This is a genomic window from Ruegeria sp. HKCCD7181 (genome assembly GCF_057221055.1).
Genome location: NZ_JBWVBC010000003.1, coordinates 102,882 through 119,468, shown reverse-complemented (window position 1 = coordinate 119,468; position 16,587 = coordinate 102,882). Strand labels below are relative to the sequence as shown.

General features: G+C 57.4%; 16 protein-coding genes, 1 tRNA gene and 1 pseudogene. 12 read left to right on the top strand and 6 right to left on the bottom strand.

Going from position 1 to position 16,587, the window contains the following annotated elements:
- Window positions 1–2: 2 nt before the first annotated feature.
- Both rraA and acnA read left to right on the top strand, forming a co-directional pair.
- On the top strand, window positions 3–476 hold the full coding sequence (rraA, locus tag AC2TCY_RS07340; protein WP_480846512.1) for a ribonuclease E activity regulator RraA: 474 nt from the start codon (window positions 3–5) through the stop codon (window positions 474–476).
- A gap of 39 nt (window positions 477–515) precedes the next feature.
- Entirely contained in the window at window positions 516–3,113 is a 2,598-nt protein-coding gene (gene acnA, locus AC2TCY_RS07335) for an aconitate hydratase AcnA (protein WP_480846511.1), read from the top strand.
- A gap of 555 nt (window positions 3,114–3,668) precedes the next feature.
- On the opposite strand, the gene AC2TCY_RS07330 is transcribed toward acnA, so the two are convergent.
- Together AC2TCY_RS07330 and AC2TCY_RS07325 are read right to left on the bottom strand one after the other, a co-directional pair.
- Complete coding sequence (locus AC2TCY_RS07330) at window positions 3,669–4,556, bottom strand: c-type cytochrome (RefSeq protein ID WP_480846509.1); 888 nt, start codon at window positions 4,554–4,556, stop codon at window positions 3,669–3,671.
- Between the two features lie 13 nt (window positions 4,557–4,569).
- On the bottom strand, window positions 4,570–5,037 hold the full coding sequence (locus tag AC2TCY_RS07325) for a c-type cytochrome (protein ID WP_480846508.1): 468 nt from the start codon (window positions 5,035–5,037) through the stop codon (window positions 4,570–4,572).
- Window positions 5,038–5,123: 86 nt separating this feature from the next.
- On the opposite strand from AC2TCY_RS07325, the pseudogene AC2TCY_RS07320 reads away from it, so the two are divergent.
- Window positions 5,124–5,288, top strand: a pseudogene (locus AC2TCY_RS07320) (helix-turn-helix domain-containing protein); the annotation flags it as partial.
- 45 nt (window positions 5,289–5,333) lie between these two features.
- Complete coding sequence (locus AC2TCY_RS07315; protein ID WP_480846962.1) at window positions 5,334–5,969, top strand: LysR substrate-binding domain-containing protein; 636 nt, start codon at window positions 5,334–5,336, stop codon at window positions 5,967–5,969.
- A 181-nt stretch (window positions 5,970–6,150) separates the two neighbouring features.
- Here the strand turns inward: AC2TCY_RS07315 and AC2TCY_RS07310 are convergent, their stop codons facing one another.
- Window positions 6,151–6,534 (bottom strand): Rap1a family protein, encoded by a 384-nt coding sequence (locus tag AC2TCY_RS07310; protein ID WP_480846506.1) that lies wholly within the window; start codon window positions 6,532–6,534, stop codon window positions 6,151–6,153.
- A gap of 522 nt (window positions 6,535–7,056) precedes the next feature.
- Window positions 7,057–7,146, bottom strand: a tRNA-Ser gene (locus tag AC2TCY_RS07305).
- Between the two features lie 205 nt (window positions 7,147–7,351).
- On the opposite strand from AC2TCY_RS07305, the gene AC2TCY_RS07300 reads away from it, so the two are divergent.
- The 8 genes from AC2TCY_RS07300 (at window position 7,352) to AC2TCY_RS07265 (ending at window position 14,971) form a co-directional block, all read left to right on the top strand.
- Complete coding sequence (locus AC2TCY_RS07300) at window positions 7,352–8,674, top strand: SPOR domain-containing protein (RefSeq protein WP_480846504.1); 1,323 nt, start codon at window positions 7,352–7,354, stop codon at window positions 8,672–8,674.
- Window positions 8,675–8,691: 17 nt separating this feature from the next.
- A complete protein-coding gene (locus AC2TCY_RS07295) occupies window positions 8,692–9,858 on the top strand; it encodes a D-alanyl-D-alanine carboxypeptidase family protein (RefSeq protein ID WP_480846503.1) in 1,167 nt (388 codons plus the stop codon).
- Window positions 9,855–10,496 carry a dTMP kinase gene (tmk, locus tag AC2TCY_RS07290; RefSeq protein WP_480846502.1) on the top strand — a complete coding sequence of 214 codons (642 nt, stop codon included), beginning with the start codon at window positions 9,855–9,857 and terminating at the stop codon, window positions 10,494–10,496. Before AC2TCY_RS07295 ends, tmk begins: the two co-directional genes overlap by 4 nt.
- The gene (locus AC2TCY_RS07285) at window positions 10,489–11,610 is read left to right on the top strand and encodes a DNA polymerase III subunit delta' (protein ID WP_480846501.1); all 1,122 of its coding nucleotides are present in this window, start codon (window positions 10,489–10,491) and stop codon (window positions 11,608–11,610) included. The genes tmk and AC2TCY_RS07285 overlap by 8 nt, the downstream gene beginning before the upstream one ends.
- A complete protein-coding gene (locus tag AC2TCY_RS07280) occupies window positions 11,607–12,413 on the top strand; it encodes a TatD family hydrolase (RefSeq protein ID WP_480846499.1) in 807 nt (268 codons plus the stop codon). The genes AC2TCY_RS07285 and AC2TCY_RS07280 overlap by 4 nt, the downstream gene beginning before the upstream one ends.
- The gene (locus AC2TCY_RS07275) at window positions 12,410–13,207 is read left to right on the top strand and encodes an MBL fold metallo-hydrolase (RefSeq protein WP_480846497.1); all 798 of its coding nucleotides are present in this window, start codon (window positions 12,410–12,412) and stop codon (window positions 13,205–13,207) included. The genes AC2TCY_RS07280 and AC2TCY_RS07275 overlap by 4 nt, the downstream gene beginning before the upstream one ends.
- 59 nt (window positions 13,208–13,266) lie before the next feature.
- Complete coding sequence (locus AC2TCY_RS07270) at window positions 13,267–14,199, top strand: AEC family transporter (RefSeq protein WP_480846496.1); 933 nt, start codon at window positions 13,267–13,269, stop codon at window positions 14,197–14,199.
- Window positions 14,200–14,275: 76 nt separating this feature from the next.
- Window positions 14,276–14,971 carry a CbiX/SirB N-terminal domain-containing protein gene (locus AC2TCY_RS07265; RefSeq protein WP_480846495.1) on the top strand — a complete coding sequence of 232 codons (696 nt, stop codon included), beginning with the start codon at window positions 14,276–14,278 and terminating at the stop codon, window positions 14,969–14,971.
- Between the two features lie 15 nt (window positions 14,972–14,986).
- On the opposite strand, the gene AC2TCY_RS07260 is transcribed toward AC2TCY_RS07265, so the two are convergent.
- Both AC2TCY_RS07260 and AC2TCY_RS07255 read right to left on the bottom strand, forming a co-directional pair.
- Window positions 14,987–15,979, bottom strand: coding sequence for a diguanylate cyclase domain-containing protein (locus AC2TCY_RS07260; RefSeq protein WP_480846493.1), 993 nt, complete (start codon window positions 15,977–15,979; stop codon window positions 14,987–14,989).
- The gene (locus AC2TCY_RS07255; RefSeq protein WP_480846492.1) at window positions 15,976–16,563 is read right to left on the bottom strand and encodes a heme NO-binding domain-containing protein; all 588 of its coding nucleotides are present in this window, start codon (window positions 16,561–16,563) and stop codon (window positions 15,976–15,978) included. Before AC2TCY_RS07255 ends, AC2TCY_RS07260 begins: the two co-directional genes overlap by 4 nt.
- Window positions 16,564–16,587 lie beyond the last annotated feature (24 nt).

The following is a 16,587-nucleotide window of genomic DNA, read 5'->3' as shown; positions in this document are numbered from 1 at the left end:
ATATGAAAACTGCTGACCTGATTGATGACCACGCAGACAAGCTGTCGCTTGTTCACTTGCCGTTTCGCCGCTTCGGCACGGCACCGCATTTCGCCGCCCCGGTGCAGACCGTGAAGTGTTTTGAAGACAACACGATGCTTCGTGCTCAGTTGGAAATGCCCGGCGAGGGACGCGTGTTGGTCGTAGACGGGGGCGGCTCTACCCGCATTGCCATTCTAGGAGACATGATTGCGGAGATGGCGATCAAGAACGGCTGGGCTGGGCTGGTTCTCAACGCCGCCATCCGCGATAGCGCCGAGATCGAGCTGATGGCGACGCAGGTCTTCGCACTCGCGACCTCGCCGGTGAAAAGTGCGAAAGAGGGCTGGGGCAAAGCTGGCTGCGATATTCACATCGGCGGCGTGACCATTACGCCGGGCGACTGGATCTATGGCGACGCCGATGGAGTATTGCATAGCAAGGTCAAATTGGTGTGAGTGCGGCTCCGGTTCGTCCGGGGGCGCAACGGGGACAAGATGGTTAACACGTTGGAAATCGATGCAAAGGGTCGCCGGCTGACGGTAACTAACTTGCCAAATGTGCTGGGCGACCGTCTAAAGCGGTTGCCCTTTGTGTTACGTCTTCTGGCCGAAAACCACCTGCGCGCAACCAGCCAGTCGGACGCGCTGTTGGGCGCGCTTGATACTTGGCTGGAGGGGCAGCGTGACGGGTTCGAGTTCACGTTCATGCCCAACCGCATCCTGATGCACGACACCACCTGCACGCCCGCGCTGGCGGATATTGCCGGGTTGCGCGATGCGGTGCACGAAGCGGGGGGCGATCCGGCGGTGCTTTCACCGAAGCTGCCAGTCAATGTCTCGGTTGATCATTCGTTGGCGGTGGATCTCTATGCCACGCAGACGGCATTCTCAGCCAATGCCCGCAAAGAATTCGCGCGTAACGGCGAGCGATATGGATTCATGAAATGGGCCTCGCAGAATATGGATGGGGTCACGGTGCATCCGCCGGGCACCGGAATCATGCACACGATCAACCTTGAACAACTGGCAAAGGTGCTTGAGATCGGCGCCGACGGACGGGCCCATCCCGACATGCTGTTGGGCACTGACAGCCACACGCCGATGATCAACGGCATTGGCGTTCTGGGCTGGGGGATTGGCGGGCTCGAGGCGGAAAGCGTCATTTTCGGCCAAGCCACGACGCTGAGCATGCCCGAAGTCGTGGGCGTGAACCTGACCGGTCAACTGCCCGAGGGCACCATGCCCACAGATCTGGCGCTTGAGGTGACGCACCGGTTGCGGGTGCTCGATGTCACCGGCAGTTTTGTCGAGTTCTGCGGCCCCGGCCTGTCCACCCTTTCTGCTGACGCCCGTGCTGTAATCGCCAATATGGCACCGGAATATGGTGCCTCAACCGGGTATTTCCCGGTGGATGGCGAGACCGTCTCCTATCTGAAGCGCACCGCGCGGCCTGGCTGCTTGACCGACAGTATTGAGCCCACCTTCCGCGCAATGGGCCTGTGGTTCAAGCCCAACAGCACACCACGTTTCGACCGGATGATCGAGATTGATCTGTCCACGATTACCCCGACCATTTCCGGCCCCCGCCGCCCGCAGGACACCTGCGCCCCGGCACAGGCCGCCGCCCGGATCGAAGCGGCGCTGGACCGTCCGCTGTCGCGCGCGCCCCGCGCCGAAGACCTGGTGCCTGATGGCTCGGTGGGGATTGCCGCGATCACCAGCTGCACCAATACCTCGGACCCTTACATGATGGTTGCGGCGGGGCTGCTGGCGCGCAAGGCACGGGCACTCGGGCTGACTGTACCGATCTGGGTGAAAACCTCGATGGCGCCGGGCTCGCCCTCGGCACGCGATTACCTGCAACGCGCGGGGTTGATCCCGGATCTGTCCGCGCTGGGTTTTGATGTGGTGGGGCATGGCTGCACCACCTGCATCGGCAATTCCGGTCCCTTGCCCGAGATGATCGAAGCCGCTCTGCAAGACGGCAAAGCAATCAGCGCGATCCTATCGGGAAATCGAAACTTCCCGGGCCGGGTGCATCCGAAATTGAACCTGAGCTTTCTGGCCTCGCCACCTCTGGTGGTGGCATATGCGCTGAAGGGCGACACTATCGGCGACATTCTGAACGACCCGATCGGCACTAGCATTGAAGGTCCGGCGGTCTATCTGCGTGACATCTGGCCCGAAACATCAGAGATCGCGGCGCTATTGAAGGCCGGCTATCGCAAGACCGACGTGTCCACTGCCTTTGCCGCCGCCGCCGACAATGACGCTTGGAACGGGATCGAGGTCCATGACGGCGCGCGCTTCCCGTGGGAGCCGACCTCGCGCTACCTACGACGGCCGAAATTCACCGCCGAACACCAGCATTCGCGGCTCGGCGATTATCATGCAGCCCCCCTGATGGTACTGGGTGACGACATGACTACCGACCATATCTCGCCCGCAGGGTTGGTGGATCCCGCCAGTCTGGCGGGCGAATGGCTGCGCGCGCGGGGGGGCGACCCCAAGGACATGAATGTCTACGCCGCTTATCGCGGCAACTGGGAGGTCATGCTGCGCGGCCTTTTCACCAATCAACTGGCGGTGAACTACCTGCAAGAGGGGCTGGCCCCAGCTGAGACCGTGCTCGAGGACGGGCGCGTTCTGCCCCTGCCGGACGCCGCACAAACCCTGACGGATCAGGGACAGGCTACGATCATTCTGGCTGGTGACCGATATGGCATGGGCTCAAGCCGCGACTGGGCCGCCAAGGGTGTGGCGCTTCTGAACATCCGCGCCGTAGTCGCTAAAAGCTTTGAACGCATTCACCGCACCAACCTGATCGGCATGGGCGTGGCGCCCGTGCAGATCATCGACAGGTTCGACCCCGAGACGGCGGGCATTCGTGCTGGGGATCGCTTCGCCCTGAGCCTGCTGCCCGAGACGCTGGTGCCGGGGATGGTTAAGAACGTGAAGTGGCTGCGCGATGGTGGCGTGCTCGGCGAGATCCGCTGCAAGGCGGCGGTGGGTACCTTTCAAGAGGTCGACTTGCTACGCCACGGCGGTGTCTTGTCGAAGATCCTTGGCCTCACCCTTGAAGACTACAAATAAAACGACCTGCAAAGCCGCTCGACCAGACCCGATTTGCGAACTCTGATAGGTTGATGCGAGATGGAACTGCTTTGCGTGAACGGAGGTAAATCTGCCTAAGACGGCTGCAATTAGAAGTTCTAGTCGAAGGCCCAGCATGAGCTGTCTTCAATAAAACCAATGTCGAATTTTGCGGAGTTCGTAGCCATTGGCACATTCTGCAGCATTCTGCACTTTGGCTCAAAGCCGGCGTTCTCTACAAATCGCGTTGGTGGCGGCTCACAGCCCAAACCAGACCTTTAAATCCGAGCTTTTCGACGAAGCTAAGCGATTATGTTCTGAACATGCGCTAACCGGCTTCACGGCGGTGCTGCCTCCGCGTGCCGACGGCCTTTGCAAGCATAGGAGTCATTTGCTGCGCTGATCACGTACGGCAGAGATGCGCAGAAAGCTGCGTTACATAAATCCTGGAATGTGACCAGAAGCTGACCTTGGCTCCGCCTATTAGACTAAGGGGAAAGCTCTAGACATTCGATTTACAGCCAGGAAATTGGTTAATCAGACCCGGATGCCAATTCATTGCACGGGAACAGCTTTGAGGTACGCCGCAATTGCCAAACGGTCGTCATCGCTTAAACGCGACGTGTTCTCAATCACTTCGACCATTTCTCCACCGGCGCTGTCGTAGTCCGGAGTGAACCCGGATTTCAGATACTCGGCAATGTCTACCTCGGACCAGTCGAGCTGGTCAGCAGTCAAGCCGGGGATACGTCCCTTTCCGCTTGGATTTGGCGCACCTGTCAGCCACAGATCACGTTTCAAGCCTCCCAAACCGTTTCGCGGCGTGTGACATTCAGCGCAGTGCCCAAGTGCTTCGACCAGATAACGACCACGCATCTGTTGGTCGGTCAGTTCGCTCTCAACCACCCAACCAGGCTCTGCGAAGAGCAGTTTCCAGGCCCCCAATCCACGACGAATGTTGAATGGGAAGTCAATTTCATGGGCGTCACTTTCAATGACGACCGCTGGTAGCGTACCGAGAAATGCGCGTAGCGATACGATGTCCTCCGTCGTCATGTTGGCATAGGACGTGTAAGGAAAGGCCGGGTAATAGTGCTGCCCTTTGGGTCCGGTCCCGTGGGTCAGGGCGTTGGCCAAGTCAAAAGCAGACCAAGAGCCAATTCCCGCCTCCGGATCACTGGATATGTTGGGGGCTATGAATGTGCCAAAGTCTGTTTCGAACCGACGTCCGCCGGTGAGTACAAGCTTTTCTTCTCCACTGGCATCAGGGGCAGAGTGGCAGGACGCGCACCCCGCTGAATAGAAAACGGCCTCGCCTCTCTTGAGATCAGGCAAGATCCCGTCCAGTTGAGTCTGGTCGACGCTTTGTGGTCGGGTTAGCACCAAACCGGCCAGCCCGACCAAAAGTGCAGCAGCGGCGGTGAAAGAAACAAAACGCCGCAAAGCTAGTACTCCTTTAGTTTTCCGGTGCTCTGTAAGCTTTGTGACATGCCGAACAGGTTCCGCCGATTTGCCCCATCGCCGCCTTCAGGGCTTCGACATCTTGTCCTGCCGCAGCCTGCATCGCAACAGTCGCGTCGGCATAGGCTTGGCCCTTGGCTCCGACGTCCGGGAAGTTTTCCCAGATCGCGGGCAGAGCGCGCGTGGACGGGTCGGATACATTGTCGGATCCGGCGGGCCACATTGCAGATTGATCGATCTGCGACAGAGCGACCAGATTATTCGCAGCCCGTGTTGCCGCCTCGGCGTCATATTCTGTCTCTCCCTTGGCCATACCGCCAAGAATGGCAAGATTGAAAGCTCTGAGCTGCATAATCGATATTCGTGCTTTGACAGCCGGGTTTTCAATTTCATGAGCGATGGCTGTCCCAATGACAGCTACGGACAAAAAACCTGCTGCGAAGATCGCGGATTTCTTCATCATGGTGTGCCTCCCTGTTCAATACGTCAAAGCATAGCTTGAACGAATTTTCTTGTAATTGTTTGTTATTCGACGTCACTTGTTAATTTATGAACAATGAGAGTTGGGACGATATTCGCTACGTACTCGCTGTCAGCCGGCATGGATCACTGAATGCAGCAGCCGCTGCATTGGGCGTCACACATGCGACGGTGTTACGCAGAGTTGCCTCATTCGAGAGACGAAACGCCTGCCAAGTCTTTCAAAAAAGCCCGTCGGGATACGCAGCGCTCCCCGAAGCCAGGACAGTTCTTTCGGCTATGGAGAGTATTGAAGACGCGGTACTTTCCCTGGGGCGAACAATTGTGGGCGCAAACCGTTCCCCTGCCGGACAAGTACGTATCGCATCCACTGACAGCTTTTGTCAGCTTATTCTGCCTCAGATTCTGAACAAGATTTCTACTCAATACCCCGACTTGGAACTGACCCTGCTCAGTGGTAACAGCCATCACGATCTGACCAGACTAACCGCTGACATCGCAGTGCGCCCGTCGATAAGACTCGAAGAAGGTCTCATCGGAGAATGCGCGGGCGAGCTCTCATTCGGCATCTACAGTGATGGGAAGTCCAACCGAAAGTGGATGAAACTCGATGGGGCCTTGGGATACTCACTTCCGGCAAGATGGTTGGCAGAAAATGTAAAAGCCGATGAGATGACCAACGGCGCAGACAGTTTCCTGGTCCTTCAGCAGATGGCTGCTTCCGGAGCGGGCAAGACGTTTCTGCCCAATTTCGTTGGCGACAGAGATTCTCGTCTGGTGCGCTTGGCCAACGACGTTCCCAATATCAGGGTCCCGCTTTGGGTTGCAACGTTAGAAGAAATTTCTCAGACACCAAGATTTTCTATTGTAAAAAAAGCTCTGATCGACCGGATACAGCAGGCGCTGGCGGAATAGACGTTCAATTTAACAAAACCCGACGTCTGCTTTGCCCATGTTATACTTCAAGAACATATAGTGATTGAGAGTCAGCTTCCGGGTGTGCCGCGGTCGTTGCCTAATTTTGACCGAATGGCGGCTTTGTTGTGCGAAGCTTGAATTGTATATCCGGCCCACTGGGCATCTGGAACGCATTCGATCACGCCGGATCGCAGGGAAATGACTCAATCAAGGCTACTACTAATCCCTGTGTAAACGGCATCGACCACTGATCGGGTCTGTCGTCCGCCCCTTTGTAGAACGAATGTACAATGGACTTGTTTGTACCACCCGACCCTACCGTCAGCAGTCCGGCGCAACCGGGAATGTTGCAGTTCTCTCGCATCACCACATAAACGCCGCGAGTGATGCCCAAGCAAAACCCAAGATCACTGTGATCCTTTGCGTCCTCCAATGGTCGGTTTTCATAGTAATTTCGGCAAATCTCCCTACCTTTTCCAACCGTCAGTTCAGAAGATTGATCGGCGATGACTGGCGATGCGAATACTGCGGCGAATTGACCAGTGATGAGTAGGCTTTTCATCAATCACTCTTTAGCTGCTGAACGCACTTCAAGAAACAAGTTGGTTGCTACTATCTGTTTCTCTGACATTGTGAACAACAAGCATTATCTGGGGTGAGCTGTAGCAATCTATTTGGTTTGGTGCAGGATTATCTCGGTACGCTCATCAATTTAGAATACAGAAAGCCATTCTGGACACTCACACGAGACGCTACGTCGTCTAAAATCGCGGTTCGTCTTGATGCTTTGGCGCACCCACACACATTTTTCCCGCCCGCAAGACATCCGTAATCTACTGTTTTTTACCACATTTCAAGCGGACGGCTTTCCTCAGTGACCTCATTTGTGTCACCTACACGTTAACCGACCTGTGCAAACTTCACATTCACTTGGAGCGCTGCAGGAAGAAGTTTTTTCTTTAATTCGATACGGCGGGATTCTTGGAGCCAATCAGATGGTCTGGGAATTGGAGCGTACCCACCAAGCACGGAAATTGCGTTGCAATTCCAGAAAACACGTCGATTTCAATGAGACTGGTGCAGGTGGCGGGGAGACAGGGATTCGAACCCTGGGAACGCTCTCACGTTCAACGGTTTTCAAGACCGCCGCATTCGACCACTCTGCCACCTCCCCGCTTGACGGCAGGGTCTAAGCGCTGTTGCAACCAGAGGCAAGTCATAAAGCGGGGAAATCTTGCCGAAGCGCAACCGCTGGTCTTCCCATGGTTAGTTGGTCGCGTTATGATCCATCGGAAAGACCGCAATAGACCGGACAAAAGATCCGGCTGACAAGCGGTGGGGCTCGGCCAATACGGCCCTTTCAGGCAAGGGATATCGAAATGAATCGAGCGACTGGCAAACGCTATGGGCCATACCGGCTTATTGCTCTGACTGCGGTGATAGCTGCTTTGGCAGGATGTGAAGAAGGGTTGAACTCTTCGGTCGGCGCTGACCAGGAAAAACCTTCCGATACAGCGGACACAGGCGGCGCGATTGAGCTGTTTCCGCAAGCTTCTTCCAGCGGACAGAAGGACGTCGAGGCACCTGAAGTCTTTCAGGTGACCGAAGCCGGGCTTTGGGACGGGCGACCGTCGTTGGGTGGCATATGGGTCGCCCACCCGGACGTGTCTCAACCCGAACGTGTGCGGATCAAAAACACAGCTAACAACAAATCAGTAACCGGAGCCCTGTTCCGGCGCGAACGGAATCTGCCCGGCCCAGCGTTGCAGGTTTCGTCGTCGGCTGCCGCCGAACTGGGGATGCTGGCGGGTGCCCCGGCAAGTATTCAAGTGGTGGCTTTGCGCCGCGAAACGATCGCGCCCCCGCCCGTCGAGGACGCACCTAGCGATGATGGCGAAGCGACGGATGGAGAGGCAGATACCGATACGGATGTCGCAGCAGCTGCCGAATCTGAATCCGAAGAAAAGCCCGCAAAGCTCAAATGGTGGCAGAAAAAGCCGGCTGAGGGCGCGGGTGAGACAGCGGCTGGTGCCGCCGTTGCGGGCGCTGCCGCCGGAGCCGCCGTCGCGACAACAACGACCAACGACTCCGAATCGGATCCGGCTGAAGTTGCCGAAACAACTGATGCTGAGGAAAAGCCTGCCAAACGGAAATGGTGGCAGAAGAAAACCGATGACACTGCCAGCGCCGCCAATAGTGCCAGTGCCGTAGCGGCTGGAACTGCAGCCGGCGCCGCTGCTGTTTCTGCGGCCGAAAGTGACGTGGCAACGACCGCAGCTCTAGCTGATCCTGAGGTCACAGCACCTGCCGAGACGCCTGCAAAGCGCAAGTGGTGGCAAAAGAAAGACCCTGACGAAATCACCGAAACGCCGTTGGACCCAATTGCCGGAGCAGCCGCAGCCATAGACGCCGCCGAACCGACAGCCGTTGCCACAACGGCTGCGGCCAGCTCAGCGACAGCGTCGTCGCTCAGCAAACCTTATGTTCAGGTTGGCACGTTCAGCGTCGAGGCCAATGCCAAAAGTGCAGCAGAGAAAGTTCGCAGGAATGGCATGACCCCTGACATTCGTGAACTACAATCCGAAGGAAAAACGATCTGGCGTGTGTTGGTCGGCCCCGCAAAGTCCCGCGCTGACCGCAAGGCAATCCTGTCGGATGTAAAAGACCTTGGCTTTACCGACGCGTTTACCGCCAGCAACTGAAGAACAGGAGGCACGTAATGCTGTCCGCTCTGCGATCCACTACTTTGGCCCTCGGGCTGGCCCTTTTGGCGCTGCCCGTCCACGCTTTTGATACACAAGCGCGGGCAGCTTATGTCATGGATCAGAAAACCGGCACAGTTTTGCTATCCAAAGAAGCCGACCAGCCGCTGCCGCCTGCCTCGATGTCCAAACTCATGACACTGTATGTCGCGTTCGAAGCATTGCGCGACGGGCGTTTGACGCTGGATGAAACCCTGCCGGTATCGGAACACGCCATGAGCTATGGCGGCTCGACCATGTTCCTGAACACGCAGGATCGCGTCCGGGTCGAAGATCTGCTGCGTGGCATTATCGTTCTGTCCGGCAATGACGCCTGCGTGGTCATCGCCGAAGCACTGAGCCCCGACGGGACCGAAGCAGGATTCGCCCGTTACATGACCCAGCGCGCACAGCAAATGGGTATGAACAACTCGAACTTTGCCAATTCTAACGGGTGGCCAGCTGCTGGTCATATGATGTCCGTGCATGATCTGGCCGTTCTGGCAAACCGGTTGATCTCGGACTTTCCCGAGTACTATCCCTTGTTTGCGGAAGAAACGTTCGAGTTTGACGGCCGCGCGCCCTCGAATGCGCGCAATCGAAACCCGCTTCTGAAACTGGATATCGGCGCGGACGGCCTGAAAACCGGCCATACTCAGGAGGCCGGATACGGGCTGGTCGGGTCGGCCAAACAGGGTGACCGCCGGGTGATCTTTGTCCTCTCAGGACTCGACAGCACCGCCCGCCGCGCAGAGGAGGCTGAGGCCGTGGTTAACTGGTCGTTTCGAAATTTTGTCGAGAGGACAGTTGCCAACGCGGAAGAGCCGATAGCACAGGGCAAAGTCTGGATGGGCGCGGAAAAAACCGTGGGGCTGGTGCCGCAAGAAGACCTGACCCTGTTGTTCCCCGTTCTGGGCGCCAAGGACATTGAAGCCGAAGTAGTCTATGAGGGGCCGATCAATGCCCCCGTCCGAAAAGGGCAGCAGCTGGCCGAGCTGGTTATCCAGCCCGAGGGTCTGCCAGAAATCCGCCGCCCGCTGGTTGCGGCACAGGATGTGGAACTGGGTGGATTTGTCATTCGCATGATGACTGTAGGTGGTATCGTACTGAAGGACGTCATCAACAACCCATTGGAATCGATGTGACGCAATCTGGGTTGTTTCTGACCTTCGAAGGCATTGACGGGTCCGGCAAGTCCACGCAGGCTCGGATGCTGGCCGAGCATCTTCGGAATGCGGGTCATCCAGTGGTTCTGACCCGCGAACCCGGCGGTTCCGCCGGAGCCGAAGAAATACGCGACCTCGTTCTGCAGGGCGATCCTGATCGTTGGTCCGCTGAGACCGAGATTCTCCTGTTCACCGCTGCCCGTCGTGACCATCTGGAACGCACGATTGAACCTGCCCTGGCCGAAGGGAAGATTGTGATCTGCGACCGTTTTGCTGACAGCACCCGAATGTACCAGGGCCTGTCACGCGGGGATTTGCGCGGGCTGGTGGATCAATTGCACAACCTGATGATCGGACGCGAGCCGGATCTGACATTGCTGATCGATATGGACCCAAAAATCGGTCTGTCTCGTGCCAAAGGTCGACAGGGCGCCGAAGAAAGGTTCGAGGATTTCGGACCGGCCTTGCAACAACAGATGCGCGCCGGGTTCTTGGCGCTGGCTAACGAGTTTGCCAACCGGTTCCGCGTGGTCGACGGCAATCGGAACATGGACAGCGTCGCGCAGGATGTGACACAAATCGTCACCACAGCCTTGCGACAGACAGTTTATGAGTGACGACACCCCTTCCCCGGATCAAGCACCCGGCGCGCCACATCCGCGCGAAACCCAACGCATTGTCGGCCAAGATGCGGCCGAACATGCGTTTCTGACGGCTTATAACTCGGATCGACTACATCACGGCTGGCTTCTGACCGGGCCGCGTGGCGTCGGAAAGGCGACACTTGCGTGGCGCATAGCTCGGTTTCTACTGGCGACACCGCCATCGGATGATGGAGGCCTTTTCGGGGCACCGCCGCCGCCTCAGACGCTGGATATTGACCCGGACCACCCGGTTTCGCACCGCATTCAGGCCGGGGCCGAACCGGGGTTGGCGGCGATCACAAGGTCACTCAACGATCAGGGCCGCCTAAGGGGCGAGATTGTGGTGGACGACATCCGCAAGCTCGGTCGGTTTTTTGGCCTGTCATCAGCGGATGGCGGTCGGCGTGTCGTGATCGTCGATTCTGCGGATGAGATGAATGTCAGCGCCGCGAACGCGCTGCTGAAAATGCTCGAGGAACCACCGGCACGCACGACTTTGCTACTGGTTTCGCATCAACCCTCGCGCCTGTTGCCAACAATCCGGTCGCGTTGCCGTACTTTGCGGCTATCTCCGCTTGATCGCAACGATATGCAGACAGCTCTGGCTCAGACTGGCACCGACTTGCCGGACCGAACCGATCATCTGGCCGCATTGGCCGCAGGTTCCGTGGGCGATGCGGTAAGGTTGATCAACTTGGGGGGGCTTGAGATATACGCCGAACTGATCGCAATTCTGGGCACCCTGCCCCGTCTGGATCGACAACGCGCACTAGCCCTTGCCGAGGCCGCCGCCCAACGCGGGGCAGCCGAACGGTTCGAACTGCTATTAACGCTGATCGACGTGGCCCTGTCCCGGTTGGCGTTGACCGGAGCGACCGGCGCGGCCCCTGTCCCCGAGGCTGCCCCCAACGAGGCCAAAACTCTGGCACGCCTCTCTGCCACGCCGCATCAGGCAAGGCACTGGGCCGAGGTCGCTGCCACGATCACAGCCCGCGCGCGACATGGTCAGGCGGTGAACCTTGACCCTGCCGCTCTGGTCCTAGATACGGTGTTCAAGATACAGGAAACCGCCGGTCAGAGCAGATGAACACCACCCCAGAAATCACTGACAGCCATTGCCATCTGGACTTCCCGGATTTCGAAGGGCAGCTGGATCAAATCGTTGACCGCGCTGTCGAGGCCGGTGTGACCCGCATGGTGACCATCTGCACTAGGCTGCGTAACGAACCCTCCGTCCGGGCCATCGCCGAAGCCCACGCCCCAGTGTTCTACGCCGCTGGCACCCATCCAATGAGCGCCGCGGATGAGCCTATGGTCACGGTCGATGAACTTGTCGCGCTGGCCCGGCATCCGAAATTTGTCGGCATCGGCGAAACCGGGCTGGATTATCACTATACCGCCGAGTCCGCGTCGGTGCAGAAACAGTCGCTTCGTGTGCATATCGAAGCCGCTCAGCGCACGGGATTACCGCTTATCATCCACGCCCGCGCTGCGGACGATGATATGGCCCGTATTCTGGCGGAGGAACACAAGATCGCGTCCTATTCCTGCGTCATGCATTGCTTTTCGTCCTCCGCCGATCTGGCGCGAGCGGCGCTTGATCTGGGTTTCTACCTGTCCATGTCAGGCATCGCGGCGTTTCCAAAAAGTCAGGAACTGCGCGACATCTTTTCCAACGCTCCGGTCGATCGCATACTCGTTGAAACCGACGCCCCTTATCTGGCCCCGCCACCCTTTCGCGGCAAACGGAATGAACCCGCCTTCACCGCCCACACTGCCCGTAAAGGTGCCGAAGTGTTCGGCCTCGATTATCCTGAATTTGCGGCGCAGACGCAGGCCAATTTCGACCGGCTGTTCGCCAAGGCCGCATCATACAAGGCCGCCGCATGAACGAGTTGCGGTGTACTATTCTGGGCTGCGGTTCGTCTGGCGGTGTGCCCCGGCTGGGTGGGCATTGGGGCGAATGCGACCCCGAGAACCCGAAAAATATCCGCCGCCGCTGTTCGATGCTGGTTGAACGGGACGGACCGGATGGCACCACAACGGTCCTAATCGACACCTCACCAGACATGCGCAGCCAGTTATTGGATACCGGTACTGGACGTTTGGATGGCGTCGTCTACACGCATGCCCATGCCGATCATACGAACGGTATCGACGACCTGCGCATGATCGTCTTCAACATGAAGACGCGCGTGCCGGTCTGGGCGGATGGCGACACTCAGAACCAGCTGCTGGCACGGTTCGGCTATGCCTTTGTGCAGCCCGAAGGCTCTCCCTATCCGCCAATTCTGGATCTGAAGTCCTTGGATGGCCCATTTGAGATAAACGGTCCTGGCGGGCCTATCCCGTTTCACCCGATCAAGGTCAAACACGGCTCAATCGATGCGCTTGGGTTTAAGATGGGCAACCTCGTTTATCTTCCCGATGTTTCCGATATTTATGATGAAGCTTGGGCTGACCTCACAGGTCTGGATACTTTGGTCATCGACGCCTTGCGCCGCTCTCCTCATCCAACCCACGCGCATCTGGAAAAAACGTTGGAGTGGATCGAGCGCCTTCGACCCAAACAGGCCGTGTTGACCAATATGCATATCGATCTGGACTATGCGGCGGTGGCGGCGGAAACCGCTGACCACATCACTCCTGCGCATGATGGCCTCGTGCTCCGGCAGGCACTTTAAGCCGCTGTTTTGCAGGGGTGAAGTGCTTCCAGTAGCGTCCTCAACGATAAGGCAATGACATGCTTCAAAACCTGATCAACGTCATTTTGCCTGTCTTCCTTGTAATCGGTGCAGGATATGTCTCGACCCGTGTGGGATATTTCAAAGAATCTCACATTGATGGGCTAATGAAGTTTACGCAGGGCTTTGCCATCCCCTGCCTGTTGTTTCTCGCCATCTCTCACCTTGACCTAAGCGCCAGTTTCGACCCTGGCCTTCTGCTCAGCTTCTACTCGGCTGCCGGTCTGTGCTTTGTCACTGGAATACTCGGTGCACGCCTGATTTTTGGCCGCGAGTGGGAAGATTGCGTGGCTATCGGTTTTTGTTGCCTGTTTTCCAACTCTGTTTTGCTGGGACTGCCCATCACGGAACGCGCCTACGGGCCTGAAAGCCTGACCGGAAACTATGCGATCCTCGCCATCCATTCCCCGTTTTGCTACGGCCTTGGGATCACCGTGATGGAGGTGATCCGCAACAGAGGCCATAGTGGTGCGCAAATGGCCCGGTCGGTCCTGACAGCCATGTTCAAAAACGCGCTGATAGTGGGTATCGCCCTTGGATTTGCCGTTAACTTGTCCGGGATCGGAATACCTGAAGTCGTGGACGAGGCCCTTGGGTTAGTGACCCGGGCCGCTTTGCCCGGCGCCCTGTTCGCGCTTGGAGGTGTTCTGGTCATGTACCGGCCTGAAGGTGATTTGCGGGCTATCATGTTTGTTTGCTGCGTCGCTTTGGTTCTACATCCAAGCCTCGTCTGGTTGCTGGGCTCGGCCTTCGCACTTCCGCAAGACCTGTTCCGTTCCGGCGTGTTGACGGCGGCAATGGCTCCGGGATTCAACGCCTACATCTTTGCCAACATATACGGTCGAGCGAAGCGGGTCGCGGCTTCGTCCGTTTTGATTGGTACCGCCGTCTCAACCATGACAGTCTGGATGTGGCTGACCCTGCTTGGATGACACTAATCTGTTTCCCACATTGACTCTGCCCCCTAAGGCGACATCTATCGCAGGATAAACCGCCGGAGCCCCAAATATGCCGCACGCCGTTATTGTCGCCCATGGTCAACCATCGGACCCAGCTCCGGCTGAGGCGAGCTTGGAGGCTTTTGCTGGAAAGGTCGACGCATTGACGGCTCAGGTGTCGGTTCACTCCGCAACGCTGGCATTGCCTGGCGCCCTTGAAACCTGTCTGGACAGATTGCCAGAGGACACGGCAATTTATCCTTTGTTCATGGCCCGGGGATGGTTTGTCACCAACGCCCTGCCGAAGCGGCTTGGATCAAGGCCGGTCAGGATACTTGATCCCTTGGGAGTTGACCCAGATTTGCCGACCCTTGTCGCAAGCGCGCTTCAAAGCGCAATGGGGGATCATGGCTGGTCGCCAGAAGAGACCGATCTCGTCCTGGCGGCACACGGTTCTGGGCGCAGCCGGAACCCTGCTGCTGTTGCCATGGATTTTGCAGAGAAGTTGAAGCACCTGATCACTTTTAGCAGAGTCCGCGTGGGGTTTGTAGAACAGCCGCCCTCGATATCCGAAGCCGCATCGGGCGTTGGGGCTAAAGCAATCTGTCTCCCGTTTTTTGCATGTACCGGCGGGCATGTCCTCGAAGACATCCCCTCGGAACTGGCGCGTGCGAATTTCACCGGGCTGATCATGCCGGCAGTTGGCGAATTGCCAACGATCCAAAAGCAGATCGCGGACAAACTGACCGATAGCGTAAAATTCTGATTTGCAGTGGAGGTTCTATTGCCGAGCTTCCGACGGCTCGGAATACAGGCAATGGCATGACCGCCCGTTCCTCTTTGCAGAATAAAGTGCAAGGTCAGCTGCATGCAGCAGTTCGGCTGCTGTGGGGTTCTCGAACTGAGTTGACAAGGCAGTACCGATACTGGCCGAAACTGAGCACGTTGCACCTTCGAATGACATAGGCACGCGCAGTTTTTCGATTAACCGCCCAGCTATACCGCGCAGCTGTGCACAGTCCAGCAGGCCCTTGAATATCAAGACAAACTCGTCCCCGCCAATGCGTGCAACCGTATCATCGCTGCGGGTTTCCTCGAGCATAATTCGCGCGGCTTCCTGCAGCACGAAATCACCCGCTGCATGGCCCAGCTTGTCATTCACCGACTTGAAGTAGTCCAGATCCAGATGCATCAGTGCAAAGCGCGACTTTGTTGAAATCAGCTGTCCCAGAATATGATCCATGGCCCGACGGTTTTTGAGCCCGGTCAATGTGTCAGTATAGGCCTGCTCTTCAGCGGCTAGCATGGCCCCCTGCAATCGCAGATTCAGCGAGCGTGACGCCTCCATCGCGGCGGATTTGGCCTCAACCAGATAGAGCAGTTCGATCGCGAAATCGGTGCCCGAAAAATCCGCACTGGTCAGGGCGTAATCTCGCACCGCGTCCAGAATTGAAATCCCGAAAGACAGGTTGATTACAGCCCCGTCAGAATTCGGCAATGGAGCTATCAAACCCTTTAGGGCCGTACACGGTTCATCCCGAAACTTGAGATGCAACTTTCCACCTGCTGTGGCCATCAATGCGGGCATGGTGGTCACGGATCGCGGCCGGACCAGCTCGAAGAGGTCCAGAAATTCCATGCCTGTCATCGGCTGTTTAGGTCGCAATTTCTGTAATGTCGGCCCAACCTGTTCGATTTTTCCGGTTTCGTCGACCAGCACAAACATCGGGCACAGAGTTTCCAGAAGTGTCGCAAGTTCGACCGTCTTCATCATGATTTGCGCGCTCCCAGATCGAAGCGGCGACCTGCGGCGAAAGCACTTTCCACCAAAGTTATGGTAATCACTTCAACTTCACCGTGGCATCCGTCGTGGGTCAGCATGACCAGTGCGCCATAGTCGTCGGCCATCGTCCGCAATACCCCGGTCATGACGCTGGAGTAACCCGGAAGACCAGGAAAACAGCACAATGTGTATTCCGCTGGTGAGTTCTCCGTCAGTTCCAGCGCCGGCAATTCCAGATCAGAGACCGCGAGCCTGACACGATCGGGTAAATCGTCCAGAGAGTGCAGAAAATCAACGTAGGTGACACCGCCAAATCGCAGAAGCCGGCGCAGATCCTCCATATTGGGATGTGAGACCAGGTAAGTTCCCAAATCCTCCAGAAACTCTGCCCGCGGGCGATTCAGATTGGCGCACAACGCATCAAGAACACGCGTTGATATCTCGACGTCATATACCAGCATCGCCTCAAACTCTGAAAACCCGAGACCTGCTGTTTCGGTTGCCCGCAGCCAGCAGGGGCGCCCGTACGTAGCGCAGACGAAAGATTGTATCGCCCTGTTGATCAGACCGTGCATAGTTCGCCCCTAATTGGCTTGCCA